This is a genomic window from Paraburkholderia gardini (assembly GCF_907164545.1).
Taxonomy (GTDB): domain Bacteria; phylum Pseudomonadota; class Gammaproteobacteria; order Burkholderiales; family Burkholderiaceae; genus Paraburkholderia; species Paraburkholderia gardini.
The window spans coordinates 277,289-291,404 of sequence record NZ_CAJQZB010000002.1 but is presented as its reverse complement, the minus strand read 5'-3'; the positions used below and the strand labels follow the sequence as shown (position 1 = coordinate 291,404).

At 62.5% G+C, this 14,116-nt stretch carries 12 protein-coding genes and 1 tRNA gene; 7 read left to right on the top strand and 6 right to left on the bottom strand.

From position 1 onward, the window contains the following. Positions 1-225: 225 nt before the first annotated feature. Positions 226-1,884, top strand: coding sequence for an MFS transporter (locus LPA37_RS03210; RefSeq protein ID WP_228978788.1), 1,659 nt, complete (start codon positions 226-228; stop codon positions 1,882-1,884). Between the two features lie 110 nt (positions 1,885-1,994). After that, positions 1,995-2,071 (top strand) — tRNA-Met (locus tag LPA37_RS03205). 74 nt (positions 2,072-2,145) lie between these two features. Here LPA37_RS03205 and LPA37_RS03200 read toward each other — a convergent pair. Together LPA37_RS03200 and LPA37_RS03195 are read right to left on the bottom strand one after the other, a co-directional pair. Next, positions 2,146-2,484, bottom strand: coding sequence for a hypothetical protein (locus LPA37_RS03200; protein WP_228978801.1), 339 nt, complete (start codon positions 2,482-2,484; stop codon positions 2,146-2,148). 126 nt (positions 2,485-2,610) lie between these two features. Next, a complete protein-coding gene (locus LPA37_RS03195) occupies positions 2,611-3,342 on the bottom strand; it encodes a FadR/GntR family transcriptional regulator (protein ID WP_228979000.1) in 732 nt (243 codons plus the stop codon). A 178-nt stretch (positions 3,343-3,520) separates the two neighbouring features. Between LPA37_RS03195 and dgoD the strand changes: the two genes are divergently transcribed. Then, positions 3,521-4,669 carry a galactonate dehydratase gene (gene dgoD, locus LPA37_RS03190; protein ID WP_228978803.1) on the top strand — a complete coding sequence of 383 codons (1,149 nt, stop codon included), beginning with the start codon at positions 3,521-3,523 and terminating at the stop codon, positions 4,667-4,669. A gap of 103 nt (positions 4,670-4,772) precedes the next feature. Here the strand turns inward: dgoD and LPA37_RS03185 are convergent, their stop codons facing one another. Further along, positions 4,773-5,702 (bottom strand): CopD family protein, encoded by a 930-nt coding sequence (locus LPA37_RS03185; RefSeq protein WP_228978805.1) that lies wholly within the window; start codon positions 5,700-5,702, stop codon positions 4,773-4,775. Positions 5,703-6,146: 444 nt separating this feature from the next. Between LPA37_RS03185 and LPA37_RS03180 the strand changes: the two genes are divergently transcribed. From LPA37_RS03180 to LPA37_RS03165, 4 genes are all read left to right on the top strand, one after another. Next, positions 6,147-6,878: a c-type cytochrome gene (locus tag LPA37_RS03180; RefSeq protein ID WP_228978807.1), complete on the top strand. Its 732-nt coding sequence runs from the start codon at positions 6,147-6,149 to the stop codon at positions 6,876-6,878. Positions 6,879-6,899: 21 nt separating this feature from the next. Next, entirely contained in the window at positions 6,900-8,198 is a 1,299-nt protein-coding gene (locus tag LPA37_RS03175) for a c-type cytochrome (protein ID WP_229011397.1), read from the top strand. Between the two features lie 140 nt (positions 8,199-8,338). After that, complete coding sequence (trhA, locus tag LPA37_RS03170; RefSeq protein WP_090528059.1) at positions 8,339-8,959, top strand: PAQR family membrane homeostasis protein TrhA; 621 nt, start codon at positions 8,339-8,341, stop codon at positions 8,957-8,959. A 209-nt stretch (positions 8,960-9,168) separates the two neighbouring features. Further along, the gene (locus tag LPA37_RS03165; protein WP_228978811.1) at positions 9,169-10,722 is read left to right on the top strand and encodes a DEAD/DEAH box helicase; all 1,554 of its coding nucleotides are present in this window, start codon (positions 9,169-9,171) and stop codon (positions 10,720-10,722) included. A gap of 30 nt (positions 10,723-10,752) precedes the next feature. Here LPA37_RS03165 and LPA37_RS03160 read toward each other — a convergent pair whose 3' ends face one another. From LPA37_RS03160 to LPA37_RS03150, 3 genes are all read right to left on the bottom strand, one after another. Further along, positions 10,753-11,271: a hypothetical protein gene (locus LPA37_RS03160; protein WP_228978814.1), complete on the bottom strand. Its 519-nt coding sequence runs from the start codon at positions 11,269-11,271 to the stop codon at positions 10,753-10,755. Between the two features lie 100 nt (positions 11,272-11,371). Further along, positions 11,372-12,199 carry a ferritin-like domain-containing protein gene (locus tag LPA37_RS03155; protein ID WP_228978816.1) on the bottom strand — a complete coding sequence of 276 codons (828 nt, stop codon included), beginning with the start codon at positions 12,197-12,199 and terminating at the stop codon, positions 11,372-11,374. 428 nt (positions 12,200-12,627) lie between these two features. Further along, complete coding sequence (locus LPA37_RS03150; protein WP_228978818.1) at positions 12,628-13,968, bottom strand: MFS transporter; 1,341 nt, start codon at positions 13,966-13,968, stop codon at positions 12,628-12,630. Between the last annotated feature and the right edge of the window lie 148 nt (positions 13,969-14,116).

Here is a 14,116-nt window from a genome sequence, read left to right as displayed (position 1 = left end):
ACGGCTTTCCGGCAAGCACCGCACCCCACCAATTCGCGCAATTGCCACCACATTGAACGATCTTGACACCATATTGGATAATGTAGACGGACATTGAGCTTCAGGCGCAGCGCTCTTATTTACGGGACAAGCGTCAGTAGGCAGTAAGTTTTGGCTCCAATAATCGGCTCACGGGCTCGCCTTGCCGGCGGGTCCGCATGCTTATATCAATATTGGAGACGACATATGGCAACCGTTGGCGGGCAAATCTCGCACGCGCCGATGACAAGCGATGAGAAGCGGGTGATCTTCGCTTCATCGCTCGGCACCGTTTTCGAATGGTACGACTTCTATCTGGCCGGCTCGCTGGCGGCTTACATCAGCAAGAGCTTCTTTTCCGGCGTCAACCCGACCGCGGGGTTCATCTTCACGCTGCTCGGTTTCGCGGCGGGCTTCGCGGTGCGTCCGTTCGGCGCGATCGTGTTCGGCCGGCTCGGCGACATGGTGGGCCGCAAGCACACGTTCCTCATCACGATCGTGATCATGGGCCTGTCGACGTTCGTTGTCGGCTTCCTGCCGGGTTACGCGGCCATCGGCTTTGCGTCTCCGGTGATCTTCATTGCGATGCGTCTGCTGCAGGGTCTCGCGCTCGGTGGCGAGTACGGCGGTGCGGCGACCTACGTCGCCGAACATGCGCCGGCTAACCGTCGCGGTTACTACACCGCGTGGATCCAGACGACGGCCACGCTCGGCCTTTTCCTGTCGCTGCTGGTGATTCTCGGCGTGCGCACGTCGATGGGCGAAGATGCGTTCGGCTCATGGGGCTGGCGCATTCCGTTCGTTGCGTCGATCGTGCTGCTCGCGATCTCGGTGTGGATCCGCCTGCAACTGCAGGAATCGCCCGCGTTCGAGCGCATCAAGGCCCAGGGCAAGACGTCGAAGGCGCCGCTGACCGAAGCGTTCGGTCAATGGAAGAACCTGAAGATCGTGATCCTCGCGCTGGTCGGCCTGACGGCCGGTCAGGCGGTGGTCTGGTACACGGGCCAGTTCTACGCGCTGTTCTTCCTCACGCAGACACTGAAGGTGGACGGCACGAGCGCCAACATCCTGATCGCGCTGGCGCTCCTGATCGGCACACCGTTCTTCCTGTTCTTCGGCTCGCTGTCGGACAAGATCGGCCGCAAGCCGATCATCATGGCCGGCTGCCTGATCGCGGCGCTCACGTACTTCCCGCTGTTCCACGCGCTCACTCACTTCGCGAACCCGGCACTCGAAGCCGCGCAGCAGAAGTCGCCGATCGTCGTGGTGGCGAACCCGGACGAATGCTCGTTCCAGTTCAACCCGGTAGGCACCGCGAAGTTCACGAGCTCGTGCGATATCGCGAAAAGCGCGCTGTCGAAAGCCGGCCTGAACTACGACAACGTGGCCGCTCCGGCGGGCACGCTGGCCGAGATCAAGGTGGGCGACAAGATCATCAACACGTATGACGGCAAGGCTGCGGACGCGAAGGATCAGGGCAAGACGTTCGACAAGACGCTGGGCGACGCGCTGAAGACGGCCGGCTACCCGCCGAAGGCCGATCCGTCACAGATCAACTGGCCGATGACGGTCGTGATCCTGACGATCCTCGTGATCTACGTGACGATGGTGTACGGCCCGATCGCGGCGATGCTGGTGGAAATGTTCCCGACGCGGATCCGCTATACGTCGATGTCGCTGCCGTATCACATCGGCAATGGCTGGTTCGGCGGCTTCCTGCCGGCGACCGCCTTCGCGATCGTTGCGGCGAAGGGCAATATCTATTCGGGGCTGTGGTATCCGATCGTGGTCGCGCTGGCGACGTTCGTCATCGGCATGCTGTTCGTGAAGGAGACCAAGGACTCGAACATCTACGCCGAAGACTGACGGCGTGACTGCGCCGCCGGCTTGAGGGCGCCGCCTGGATGGGGTGTCCACGAATATGGCGCGCGGGGGTTGACAGTCCTCGCCGCCATCCGCATAATCTCGCTTCTTTCGGCGAATTAGCTCAGTTGGTTAGAGCGACGGAATCATAATCCGCAGGTCCGGGGTTCGAGTCCCTGATTCGCCACCAGTTGTAAAAAAAGCCGCTGCTTCTCACGAAGCAGCGGCTTTTTTGTTTCCACTGACCGTCCACCGCGCCCAGCGCTACTTCCCCTTCGACGTCGAAAACGGCTGCGCCAGCTCGAAACACGCAAACTGCGCCGCCGGCATGCGCGTCTTCTGGTCGATCTGATGCTGCTCGATGCATTTGAACGCGCCCTGCTCCCGCTGAAGATAAAACGTCTGGGTCGAATTCGCCTCGCCACGCCGCTCGTCGATCACCGATACGATCCGGTACCCGTCCTGCACGAGCGTAAACAAGGTTGCCTGGCTGGGCTGCCACTGGCTTTCGGGAACGGGCTCGGCATGCACGGCCAGCGACGCCACCGCAGGCAGAAACGCCAGCGCAAGCGCGAGCCTTCGCGCGACGAAACAGACTGACATGAACGAGCCTCCTCTGTTCGGTTGACTGAACGCATCCGCTGCCAGTTGCCAGCGTTCACGCCAGCGCCAGCGTTACTTCAGCAGCACAATCCGGGCCTCAGACCTTAGCACGGCTCCCGCGCACGTTCACCCTTCGATCCGCCGGCGCGTCACGCCGAGCAGGTTCGCCATCGCCTGACGCGCGGCTTCGGCGTCGCGATCGCGGATCGCCTCGAAGACCGCCGTGTGCTCCGCGAGCGACGCGTTGAACACGCCCGCCCGCCGCGCGTTCAGTTGCAGTTGTGCCTCAAGCGTGCGCTCGATCAGCGTGCCAAGCGGAATCAGCAGTTCGTTGCTGCACGCCGTCAGCACGTTCAGATGGAACTGAAGATCGGCCCGCACCCATTCGTCGACGTTGCGCGCCGTCACCATCGAGGCATGCGCGGCATCGAGTGCGGCAAACGTCCCATCGCTCCAGGACGACGCAGCTAGCGCCGCCGCATATGGCTCGATCATCTCGCGCATTTCCTGCAGCTTGAGCGCGAACGCCATCGGCGGGGCGACGCGCGAGTACCAGTCGAGCACGTCGACATCGAGCAGATTCCACGCGTTTTTCGGACGCACACGCGTCCCCACCCGCGGACGCGACTCGATCAGCCCCTTCGACGTCAGCGTCCGCAGCGCCTCGCGCAGCACCGTCCGGCTGACGCCGAACGCATCCATCAGTTCCGCCTCGCGCGGCAGGATGGATTCGGGCGCATAGTCGCCGCGCAGGATGGCGGTCGCGAGCAGGTGGGCGACGCGCCCGTGCAGATCATGCTGAATAACGGTTCTCCGCTTTCGCCTCGCGGCGCGATGAGTGACTGGAACGCCCCGGATTATCCGGCATCAGACCAGGAACGCGAGCGAACGGCCAAAGCCGCGTGACAGTCGATGCCCATACCAATAGTACTATTAATACTACTTAACGGCGATTTTGTTGTAGGATGTGTTCCCCGTATCCACGCTTCCACCGTCCCACAATCTGGCCCGCAGCGGCAGTCAGGAGAGCCTCAGCATGAAAATCACCAAACTCGAAACCTTCATCGTCCCGCCGCGCTGGTGCTTCCTGAAGATCACGACGGATGAAGGCATCGTCGGCTGGGGCGAGCCGGTTGTCGAAGGTCGCGCGCACACGGTTGCGGCGGCTGTCGATGAACTGTCGGATTACCTGATCGGCAAGGATCCGCTCCTGATCGAGGATCACTGGCAGGTGATGTACCGCGCCGGCTTCTATCGCGGCGGCCCGATCACGATGAGCGCGATCGCCGGCGTCGACCAGGCGCTGTGGGACATCAAGGGCAAGCATCACGGCGTGCCGGTGCACGCGCTGCTCGGCGGCCAGGTGCGCGATCGCATCAAGGTGTATTCGTGGATCGGCGGCGACCGCCCGAGCGACGTCGCGAACAACGCGCGTGCCGTCGTCGAACGCGGTTTCAAGGCAATCAAGATGAACGGCTCGGAAGAGCTGCAGATCATCGACACCTTCGACAAGGTGCAAGGGGTGATCGACAACGTCGCCGCCGTGCGTGAAGCGGTAGGTCCGAACATCGGCATCGGCGTCGACTTCCACGGCCGCGTGCACAAGCCGATGGCGAAGGTGCTGGCGAAGGAGCTCGATCCGTACAAACTGATGTTCATCGAGGAACCGGTGCTGTCGGAAAACGCCGAAGCGCTGCGCGATATCGTCAACCAGACGAACACGCCGATCGCGCTGGGTGAGCGTCTGTACTCGCGCTGGGACTTCAAGCACATCCTCGCGAACGGTTTCGTCGACATCCTGCAGCCGGACGCGTCGCACGCGGGTGGCATTACCGAATGCCGCAAGATCGCGACGATGGCCGAAGCGTACGACGTCGCAATCGCGCTGCACTGCCCGCTTGGTCCGATCGCGCTCGCCACCTGCCTGCAGATCGACGCAGTGAGTTACAACGCATTCATCCAGGAACAGAGCCTCGGCATTCACTACAACCAGGGCAACGACCTGCTCGATTACATCAGGAACCCGGAAGTCTTCAAATACGAAGACGGCTTCGTGTCGATCCCGCAGGGCCCGGGCCTCGGTATCGAAGTCAACGAAGAAAAGGTTCGCGAGATGGCGAAGGTCGGGCATCGCTGGCGTAACCCGGTGTGGCGCCACGCAGACGGCAGTGTCGCCGAATGGTAAGCACGGGAAGCGCGTAAGCATCTGTTTGCGTGACGGGAAGCGCCGCCACTTGAAGGCAAGGTGGCGGGCGCGGTAATCGTTCAGTCAGCGGAGAGCAGCCCGATCAGCCCATCGCGGCGAAGGCCGGAATGCTGTGCGACAGCACGGCAGCCGCGACGAACACGCCCAGCATCGCGAGCGCTTCCAGATACATCACGTTGTTGAACGTGTGCGCATCCATGGTCGACGCGCTGCGCTTCAGGCGCGGCAGCGCCGAAAAGCGGTTGAGTCCGCCCAGCACGAGCGCGAGCGCGACAAGCGCCAGCTTGAGCATCAGCACATGACCCCACGTGCTGGCGTCGATGGCTTCGAACGAACCGCCCGAACCGCGCACCGCGTTGAACACGCCCGTCAGCAGCACGAACACGACCGCGACGAGCGACACACTGGACACCTGGCCCGCCGTGCGGATCAGGACGCCGCGCGCGGTTGACGTATCCAGCGCCGGCAGCACAGCCAGCCCCGCTGACAGCGCGAGACCGCCCCACACGCTCGTGACGAGCACATGCAGCGTATGCATGCCGATTGCCGCCGACGGAATGCCGGCATCCGCCGCGTGACCGAGCGCCGCCTTGCCTGCCGCGACGGCGATCACCGCAAGCCACAGCAGCGCGTTGCGTAACACCCCCTCATGACTCGCAAGCGACGTAAGAAGCAACACAAGCGCGCCGCCGAACGCGAGACTCCACGCAAAGCCGACGTGCGTCTGCGTGAGTACGGAAGGCACGACGCCGAGCGCCTCGGGCAGACCGACGCCGCTCATCGTCGCACTTTGATAGATGAGCCAGCCGAGATCGGCGAGCACCAGCACGACAGCCCCCATCACCAGCGCGCGTTGCGCACGCAGCAACGCCGGCCGCGCCGGCGCCACGGTCTGCCCGCCGTCCTTCGCGAGCCACGCCGCGAGGAGCGCCGACCCGACGGCAAACGCAAACGCAATATTCATGAGCGAGGCCATGGCGACCTGCCCGATCCACAGTCCGTCGACGCTCATTGCGCGGCCTCCGTTCTGTCCAGACGGAAATCGGCGTGGCGGCGCGCACCCGATGCCGTTTCATGCTCCAAAGATGAGCTGTCGATCACGGAGTCTGGCGGCAGGCAGGCAAAATCAGTTGGCATCGTGAATGAAATGAGGAGATAAACAGGGAAGCGGAGTGAAAGCGGAAGCAGGCCCGACGCCGGACAGCACCGGCTGCAAGACCCGCGAGTGTACGCTTCGATGCCCTCGACGCGCGATGGTTTCAGATCTCCCGACGGTCCCTGCAATGCAGGTGGCGATCATTCTGCGGCAAACTGTCGCATCGACGCTGAGGCCGGAACTCACGTCAATGTGTCAAATAGTCACCATCAGTCATCGATGATAGAATGCTGCGTCGCCGCAGCGCCGGCTGGCTTCCACACCGAGCCGCTCGAAGTTCGGTCAGGTCCCCTGATTTTGATGGAGTTACGCGTGTCTTCAAGACGCATTTTCCGCCCATTGCTCGCCGTTCTGTTGATCGGGAGTGCAGGCGTCTTCAGCGCAGCGAATGCGCAGACCCAGCCCAAAGCCCCGGACACGATGGAAGCACGTGTGCAGGGTTGTACTGCGTGCCACGGCTCCCATGGTCAGGGTACCGATAACGACTACTTCCCGCGCCTTGCGGGCAAGCCGGCCGACTATCTGTTCAACCAGTTGCAGAATTTCCGCGAAGGCCGTCGCAAGTATCCGCCGATGAACTACCTCGTCACGTATCTCTCGGACGACTACCTTCATCAGATCGCGACGTACTTCTCGCAGCAGCGTCCGCCGTATCCGCCGCCCGCAAAGCCGACCGTATCGGCCACGACGCTTTCGCGCGGCCAGCAGATCGTGCTGCACGGCGATGCATCGAGGGAGATTCCCGCCTGCGCGGCCTGTCACGGCAAGGGTCTGACGGGCATGGAACCGGCCATCCCGGGTCTCGTCGGCCTGCATGCCGACTACATCAGCGCACAGCTTGGCTCCTGGCGCTCGGGTACGCGCCATGCGGTCGCGCCCGATTGCATGCACACCATCGCCACTCGCCTTACCGATGAAGACGTGAATGCCGTCGCGGCATGGCTTTCCACGCAACCGGCTCCGCATAACCCCGTGCCGGCTCCTGCCCGTTCGATGAAGACTCCGCTTGCCTGCGGCAGCGAACCGCAATAAGGCACCGGGAGAGATATTCAAATGAAACGCAAGTCCCTTTTCGCACTTTCGGCTGTTATCGTCGCTGCAGCCGCTGCGCTTGTTCCGGTCCTGTGGACCGGTGGCGATAACCTGCATAACGGCTCGGCCGTCGCGGCAACGCCCGCCGACCAGGCCGAGCTGATCAAGAAGGGCGAGTACCTCGCCCGCGCCGGCGACTGTATCGCGTGTCACACGGTGCGCGGCGGCAAGACGTTCGCTGGCGGCCTGCCGATGGCTACGCCGTTCGGCACGATGTTCACGCCGAACATCACGCCGGACGATCAATACGGCATCGGCAAATGGACGCGGGACGATTTCTACCGCGCGATGCACACGGGCCGTTCGAAGGACGGCAGCCTGCTGTATCCGGGCTTCCCGTTCACGAGCTACACGAAGATCACGCGCGCCGACTCGGACGCGATCTACGCGTATCTGCGTTCGGTCACGCCGGTGAACGTGCCGAGCCGTCCGCACGAGCTCAAATTCCCGTTCAACCAGCGCAACATGCTGATTGGCTGGCGCACGCTGTTCTTCCGTGAAGGCGAGTACAAGGCCGATCCGACCAAATCGGTCGAATGGAACCGCGGCGCGTACCTGATCGAAGGCCTCGGCCACTGCGGCATGTGCCACACTTCGATCAACGCGATGGGCGGCCCGGTGAGCTCGGCAGCGTTTGCTGGCGGTCTGATCCCGCTGCAGAACTGGTATGCGCCTTCGCTGACGTCGAACAAGGAAGCCGGCCTCGGCGACTGGGACATCAAGGACATCTCCGATCTGCTGAAGAACGGCGTGTCGAATCGCGGTGCCGTGTTCGGTCCGATGGCTGAAGTGGTTCACAACAGCCTGCAGTACATGTCGGACGATGACATCCACGCGATGTCGACGTACCTGAAGACCATTCCGCAAAAGAAGGAAGCGCCGGAAGGCCTGCAGCTCGAAACGTCGGAACAGTTCGGTGGCGAACTGTTGAAGCAAGGTCAGAAGATCTACGGTGACAACTGCGCGAAGTGCCACGAAGCGAATGGCCTCGGCCAGCCGCCTAACTTCCCGCCGCTCGCGAACAATCAGTCGATCCAGATGCCGTCGGCCGTGAACCCGATCCGCATGGTCCTGAATGGCGGTTATCCGCCGAGCACGGATGGCAATCCGAAGCCGTATGGCATGCCGCCGTTTGCGCAGTCGCTGTCGAATCAGGAAGTGGCTGCAGTTGTGACGTACATCCGTATGTCGTGGGGTAACCACGGCTCGGCAGTGTCGCCGCAACAGGTAAGCGATCTGCGTTCGGCGCCGCTCGATTAAGCGACGCCGGGTGCACCCGGGGCGCGGCCAGCGGTTTTCGCGGGCTGCGCCCTTTGTTTTTGCTGGATTCTGTTTTTGAGGTTCAGTTGCCGGTCACGCGTGTAGCATGAAGCGCATGAGGGCAGGCAGGAGAGAGTGCCGTGCATTTCGGTGAGCGATTCAACAGCATTACCCATCTCGTCGGCGCCGTGCTGTCGGTGGCGGGGCTCGCGACGCTCGTCACGATGGGCGCGCTCGATGGCGATGCGTACAAGGTCGTCAGTTTCGCTGTCTACGGTGCAATGCTGTTCGTGCTGTATGCTATCTCCACGCTTTATCACAGTGTTCGCCATCCGCGTCTGAAGGCGATCCTGCAAAAATGCGACCATTCGGCGATCTATCTGCTGATCGCCGGCAGTTACACGCCGTTCACGCTGGTTACGCTGCGTGGTCCGTGGGGCTGGTCGCTGTTCGGTGTGAGCTGGGGGCTCGCAGCTCTTGGTATCACGCAGGAACTGACGCTCGGGCGACGCACCCGCAGCGTTTCGATGGTGCTGTATGTATTGATGGGGTGGCTCGCGCTCGTTGCCATTCGTCCGCTGGTGGAAGCATTGCCGCCAGCAGGCACCGCATGGCTCGTGGCCGGCGGTCTCATCTACAGCGCCGGCATCTACTTCTTCATCAATGACGAGCGCATCCGGCATGGACATGGCATCTGGCACCTGTTCGTGCTGGCCGGCAGTCTGTGCCAATTCGTCAGTGTCGCGCGCTACGTCGCATGACATTCCACGGCGGCGAAATGCAACTTAACGCCAGTCGACGTGTCTTGATAGCGCGTTGATGCATTCGGTACGCCAGCGAGCGTACCGCCGATTTCCCGGCGATCAGCTTCAGACCCCGGCTTGCGCCCCGGTCTTTGCTCCGGCTTTCATCGCGCCTTTTCCGGCTGCGAACGAGCGGATCGCTACATCTGCATTTACAAAGAGTTTCTATGTCTTTTGATTCCCTCGGCTTGTCCGAACCGCTGGTCCGCGCTGTTCACGAACTGGGCTACACCTCCCCGACTCCGATCCAGACGCAGGCGATTCCTGCCGTGCTGAATGGCGGCGACCTCCTTGCCGGCGCCCAGACCGGCACCGGCAAGACCGCCGGCTTCACGCTGCCGATCCTGCAACGTCTGACGACGATGCAACCGGTCAACAACGCAAACGGCAAGCGCGCGGTGCGCGCGCTGATTCTCACGCCGACGCGCGAACTCGCCGCGCAGGTCGAAGAAAGCGTGCGCCAGTACGGCAAATACCTGAAGCTGAAGTCGACCGTGATGTTCGGCGGCGTCGGCATCAATCCGCAGATCGATGCGCTGCGACGCGGCGTCGATATCGTCGTGGCGACGCCGGGGCGTCTGCTCGACCACATGCAGCAAAAGACGATCGATCTTTCGCAGCTCGACATCCTCGTGCTCGACGAAGCCGACCGCATGCTCGACATGGGCTTCATCCACGACATCAAGCGCGTGCTCGCGAAGCTGCCGGCGAAGCGCCAGAACCTGCTGTTCTCCGCGACGTTCTCCGACGAGATCAAGACCCTCGCCGACAACCTGCTGAACTCGCCGGCGCTGATCGAAGTCGCGCGCCGCAATACGACGGCCGAGAACGTCGCGCAAAAGATCCATCCGGTCGATCGCGACAAGAAACGCGAACTTCTCACGCACCTGATCCAGCAACACAACTGGTTCCAGGTGCTGGTGTTCACGCGCACGAAGCACGGCGCGAACCGTCTCGCCGAACAGCTGACGAAGGATGGCATCAGCGCGCTCGCCATTCACGGCAACAAGAGCCAGTCGGCGCGTACGCGCGCGCTCGCCGAGTTCAAGGATGCGACGCTGCAGGTGCTCGTCGCGACCGATATCGCCGCGCGCGGCATCGACATCGACCAGTTGCCGCACGTCGTCAATTTCGATCTGCCTAACGTGCCGGAAGACTATGTTCACCGCATCGGTCGTACCGGTCGCGCGGGTGCGACGGGCGAGGCGATCTCGCTCGTGTGCGTCGACGAACTGCAACTGCTGAAGGACATCGAGAAGCTCATCAAGCGTCCGGTGCCGCAGGAAGTGATCGCGGGCTTCGAGCCGGACCCGACGGCAAAGCCGGAACCGATCCTGCGCCGTGGACAAGGTGGCGGCGGCGGTGGCCGTCAGCCGCGCCAGCCGCAAGGCGGCGCGCCGAAGCGTGACGGTGCGTCTTCGCCGAAGCCGGCGCAGTCGCGCCCGAACTCGCGTGGCGGTGCACAGCAACAGCCGCAGCAGGCGCGTACGCAAGGCAGCAAGCCCGTGAACAATGGTCCGGCGCAGGTGCGCAAGGACAATCCGCGTCACGAAACCACGCGTCATCACGACAAGCCGCGCGCCGCATCGCACGAGGGCGGCAACGCCAGTTCGCCCGCACCGCGCAAGCCGCAACGGGCAGGCGGCAATCCCGGCTCACTGCTGGGCGGCGCGCCGCGTGGATCGCATCCTGCGCGTAACGGTGGACAGCGCGGTCGCTAGACCGCAGGTTCCATCGCTCGCATCAGAGAATTAACGGCCGGGGCTTGCTCCGGCCGTTTTTTTCAGGTGCTCGATCTGTTGCTTCCATCGGTCGAGCACCGTCTCGCGCTCCCCTTCCAGATCGAACGTAATGCCGCCGGTGAGGCGCGCATAGCGCACGCGCTGCGCTTCGCCCGTATCGATCGACCCTGTGAAGCACGCCAGATCGCCGCCTGCTTCGGGAAGCGGTTCGATATCGAGCTGCACCTGATAGAACGCATCGTCGAAGACGAAGGTGAGTGCCGCGCGGCCGCCTCCAGCGAGCGCACGGGCAGCGCGCGAATGCGGCCACAGCGCGAGGCACAGCGTGCGCGAGTCCGGTGCATACAACTCGCCGACGCCGAGCAGCGACGTACGCAGATGACCGTTCACATCGCGGGTGATGAGCGATGCGGTGAAGCCGATTTTCGTCTCCAGAGATGTCCCGTCGAACGCCGCTCGCAATGTGGGCGGCCATTCATCGAATACGTCCTGTTCGAGTGATCGCTCGCGATCCGTTGAGGCGGTCATTAGTCGCTCCATGTGGGTTCACACAAAACAGAATGGCCCGCGCAGGCGGGCCATCCGGTCACTGCCACGCAGCGGCATGCGCCGCGCGCGTTGTTCGGAACTATCGGAAGAACACGTGCTGCGTGATCTTCGCCAGCGGATAGTGCACGCCCGGCTGGATCTTCGCGGGTAGATCGAGCGGCTTGAGCAGCATCTTCACACACATATCGGCCGACAGATTGCGACGCACCAGCGAATTGACGCGCGCCGCGCGGTCGCGATTGTAGGCCGAATCGTTGACGCGCTCGGGATAACGGATCGCAAATACATGACGCAGCGCGATTTCCGAATCCTCGTTCTTGATCTCCATCACACGACGCATCAGCGCACCCAGCACCGCCAGCCGGCCGTTACCTTCGATCCTGTTGTACTTCTTGAAGTATTTGAAAAAATGCTTGTAATGGCGCACTTCATCGATACGGATGTTGTCGGTGATTTCCTTCAGCACGGGTTCATCCGAGCATTCGCCGATCGCCCGATACAGCGTTGCCGTACCCGTTTCGACGACGCACCGCGCAACCATTTCGAGCGCGCGCGTCTTTTCGAAGTCTTCGAACGAACAGGTCAGCTTGTACTCTTCGAAGAAGTTATGAAACGCCGTATCCCAGTCGAATTCCGGCCACACATGCGCGATGTACGTCTTGAGCGCGCGCCCGTGCTGCATTTCCTCGGGCTCCCATTCGTTGTTGAGCCACGCGGATACTTCCCGGTCGCCATTGAAGAACGTGCTGAGGTTACTCGTGTAGAGATCGGTGCCGCTTTCAATGAACGACGCCGCGCACAGCAACAACAGCAGATCCTCGTTGACGGCCGCCTTCTGCCGGTCGATCCGGCTGAGATCGATGTCCTCGATACGCCAGGGCATCACATGCATGGAGTCTGTTCGCATTATTCGTGCTCCCAAAAGCTGTCGCGACACGGGAACATGCCAGACCGTATGTCTCTTGCCCGGCTGGCTACGCACCACTGCAACATACAGCGCTTTGAAATGTTTAACCCCTTCTCAACTGCATCTTAGCCAATGTCGCGCAAATGTGCAGATACCACAGCACAGACCGTGCCGGATCGCCGCAGTTCCGCTCAATACCAGGGAAAGCGCTCGGCGCGGGTGACATTCGTCAAACGACAGTCGCGCCACGCTGGCAACTGGCCGAAACCATTCGTCAAGCGGGCGCAAAAAAAGCAGCCGCGAACGGCTGCTTTTTTTGCTGTGTCTGATATTTCGCCCACTATTTTGCGTCGAACGCCTGTAGTGAGCCCGGCTCTCAGCGACCGGTCACGGAATCCGCGCGACCTTTGTACACGAGCAGCATGCGATCAGACGCGCTGACGCACGCGCCGCATGCGTATCGCGACGATCACGAGCGAAATGCCGGACAGCGCGGCCGCAAGCAACACGTAATAGCTGGGCGCGAGCTTGTCGCCGGTCAGATGGATGAACGTCTCGACGATAGTGGGCGCAAAGCCGCCGAAGATCGTGACGCCGACGCTGTAGCCAATTGAAAGACCTGTCGAACGCACCCGCACCGGGAAGATTTCAGACATCAGCGCCGGCATCGGCCCGGAGTACGCGGCCTTGAAAATACCGGCCATGGCTTGCAGCAACAGCAGCCAGCCGATCGTCGGATGAATTTGCAGCAGCGCGAACATCGGATAGATCAGCACGCCCATCAGCACCGACGTTGTCAGCATGATGCGGATACGGCCGATGCGATCCGACAGCGCGCCCATCACCGGCGACAGCAGGAACTGCAGGCCGCCGTTCAGCACGACCACGCCAAACGATGCAGCCGCCGCCATATGTAGCTGCTTCACCGCATAGAGCGGCATGTAGAGCTGGAGCACATACACGCCGACCGTCGATTGCGCGACGATGCCGATCGCAAGCAGCAGATTGACCCACTGGCTGCTGAACGATGCGCCCTGATCCTTGAGCGGCACGGCGCTTTCCACTGCGCGCGCACGCTGGGCCGCGACGAACTCGGGCGTCTCGTCCAGATGCGAGCGGATGTAATAGCCGACCGGCCCGACCAGCAGACCGAACACGAACGGAATACGCCAGCCCCACGCATTGAGCTGATCGGACGGCAGCCAGGCCGTCAGCAACGAGCCGAACGCCGCAGCCGTGATCGCGGCCAGCCCCTGGCTTGCGAACTGCCAGCTCGCGTAATAGCCGCGCCGCGTCGAACTGTGCTCGACCATGAAGGCGGTCGCGCTGCCGAACTCCCCGCCCACCGCGAAGCCCTGCACGAGCCGCGCGACGAGAATCAGGAGAGGCGCGGCAATGCCGATCGCAGAATACGGCGGCATGACGGCCATCGCGAGCGTGCCGACCATCATCAGTGCGATGGCGAGCGTCAGCGCCGCCTTGCGGCCTTTGCGGTCGCCGTAAGTGCCAAGCACGACGGCGCCGAGCGGCCGCATCAGGAACGAGATGCCGAAGGTGCCGATCGCAAGCAGCGTCGAGAGCCACTCGTCGTGAGTCGGGAAGAACTGTTTCGCGATGACGGTCGCGAAGTAACCGTAGACCAGAAAATCGAACCACTCGAGCGCGTTGCCGACGGACGACGAAAATACAATGCGCCGCACCGTCGCTTTCGAAAGCGGGACGGGTTGTGGTGAGGAAGCGGTCGCGGCGTGCGACGCGTGGGTGCTCATGATGTCTCCTGCCTTGCCTGTTATGGCCTGTTATCGCCTTGATTGCTGTATCGCTGTCACGCCGGCCGCGATGCGACGCGGATTGCATCGCATGCGGCGGAAAAACGCGAGATGGATACGCCGGGCGGCGGTACGTTTCACGCGCCGT

Excerpts from the sequence above, each read along its gene's own strand:
- LPA37_RS03155 (WP_228978816.1), bottom strand. The coding sequence starts at position 12,199 with ATGCGAACAGACTCCATGCATGTGATGCCCTGGCGTATCGAGGACATC.
- LPA37_RS03150 (WP_228978818.1), bottom strand. The coding sequence starts at position 13,968 with ATGAGCACCCACGCGTCGCACGCCGCGACCGCTTCCTCACCACAACCC.
- dgoD (WP_228978803.1), top strand. The coding sequence starts at position 3,521 with ATGAAAATCACCAAACTCGAAACCTTCATCGTCCCGCCGCGCTGGTGC.
- LPA37_RS03210 (WP_228978788.1), top strand. The coding sequence starts at position 226 with ATGGCAACCGTTGGCGGGCAAATCTCGCACGCGCCGATGACAAGCGAT.
- LPA37_RS03180 (WP_228978807.1), top strand. The coding sequence starts at position 6,147 with ATGGAGTTACGCGTGTCTTCAAGACGCATTTTCCGCCCATTGCTCGCC.
- LPA37_RS03200 (WP_228978801.1), bottom strand. The coding sequence starts at position 2,484 with ATGTCAGTCTGTTTCGTCGCGCGAAGGCTCGCGCTTGCGCTGGCGTTT.
- LPA37_RS03185 (WP_228978805.1), bottom strand. The coding sequence starts at position 5,702 with ATGAGCGTCGACGGACTGTGGATCGGGCAGGTCGCCATGGCCTCGCTC.
- LPA37_RS03175 (WP_229011397.1), top strand. The coding sequence starts at position 6,900 with ATGAAACGCAAGTCCCTTTTCGCACTTTCGGCTGTTATCGTCGCTGCA.
- LPA37_RS03160 (WP_228978814.1), bottom strand. The coding sequence starts at position 11,271 with ATGACCGCCTCAACGGATCGCGAGCGATCACTCGAACAGGACGTATTC.
- LPA37_RS03165 (WP_228978811.1), top strand. The coding sequence starts at position 9,169 with ATGTCTTTTGATTCCCTCGGCTTGTCCGAACCGCTGGTCCGCGCTGTT.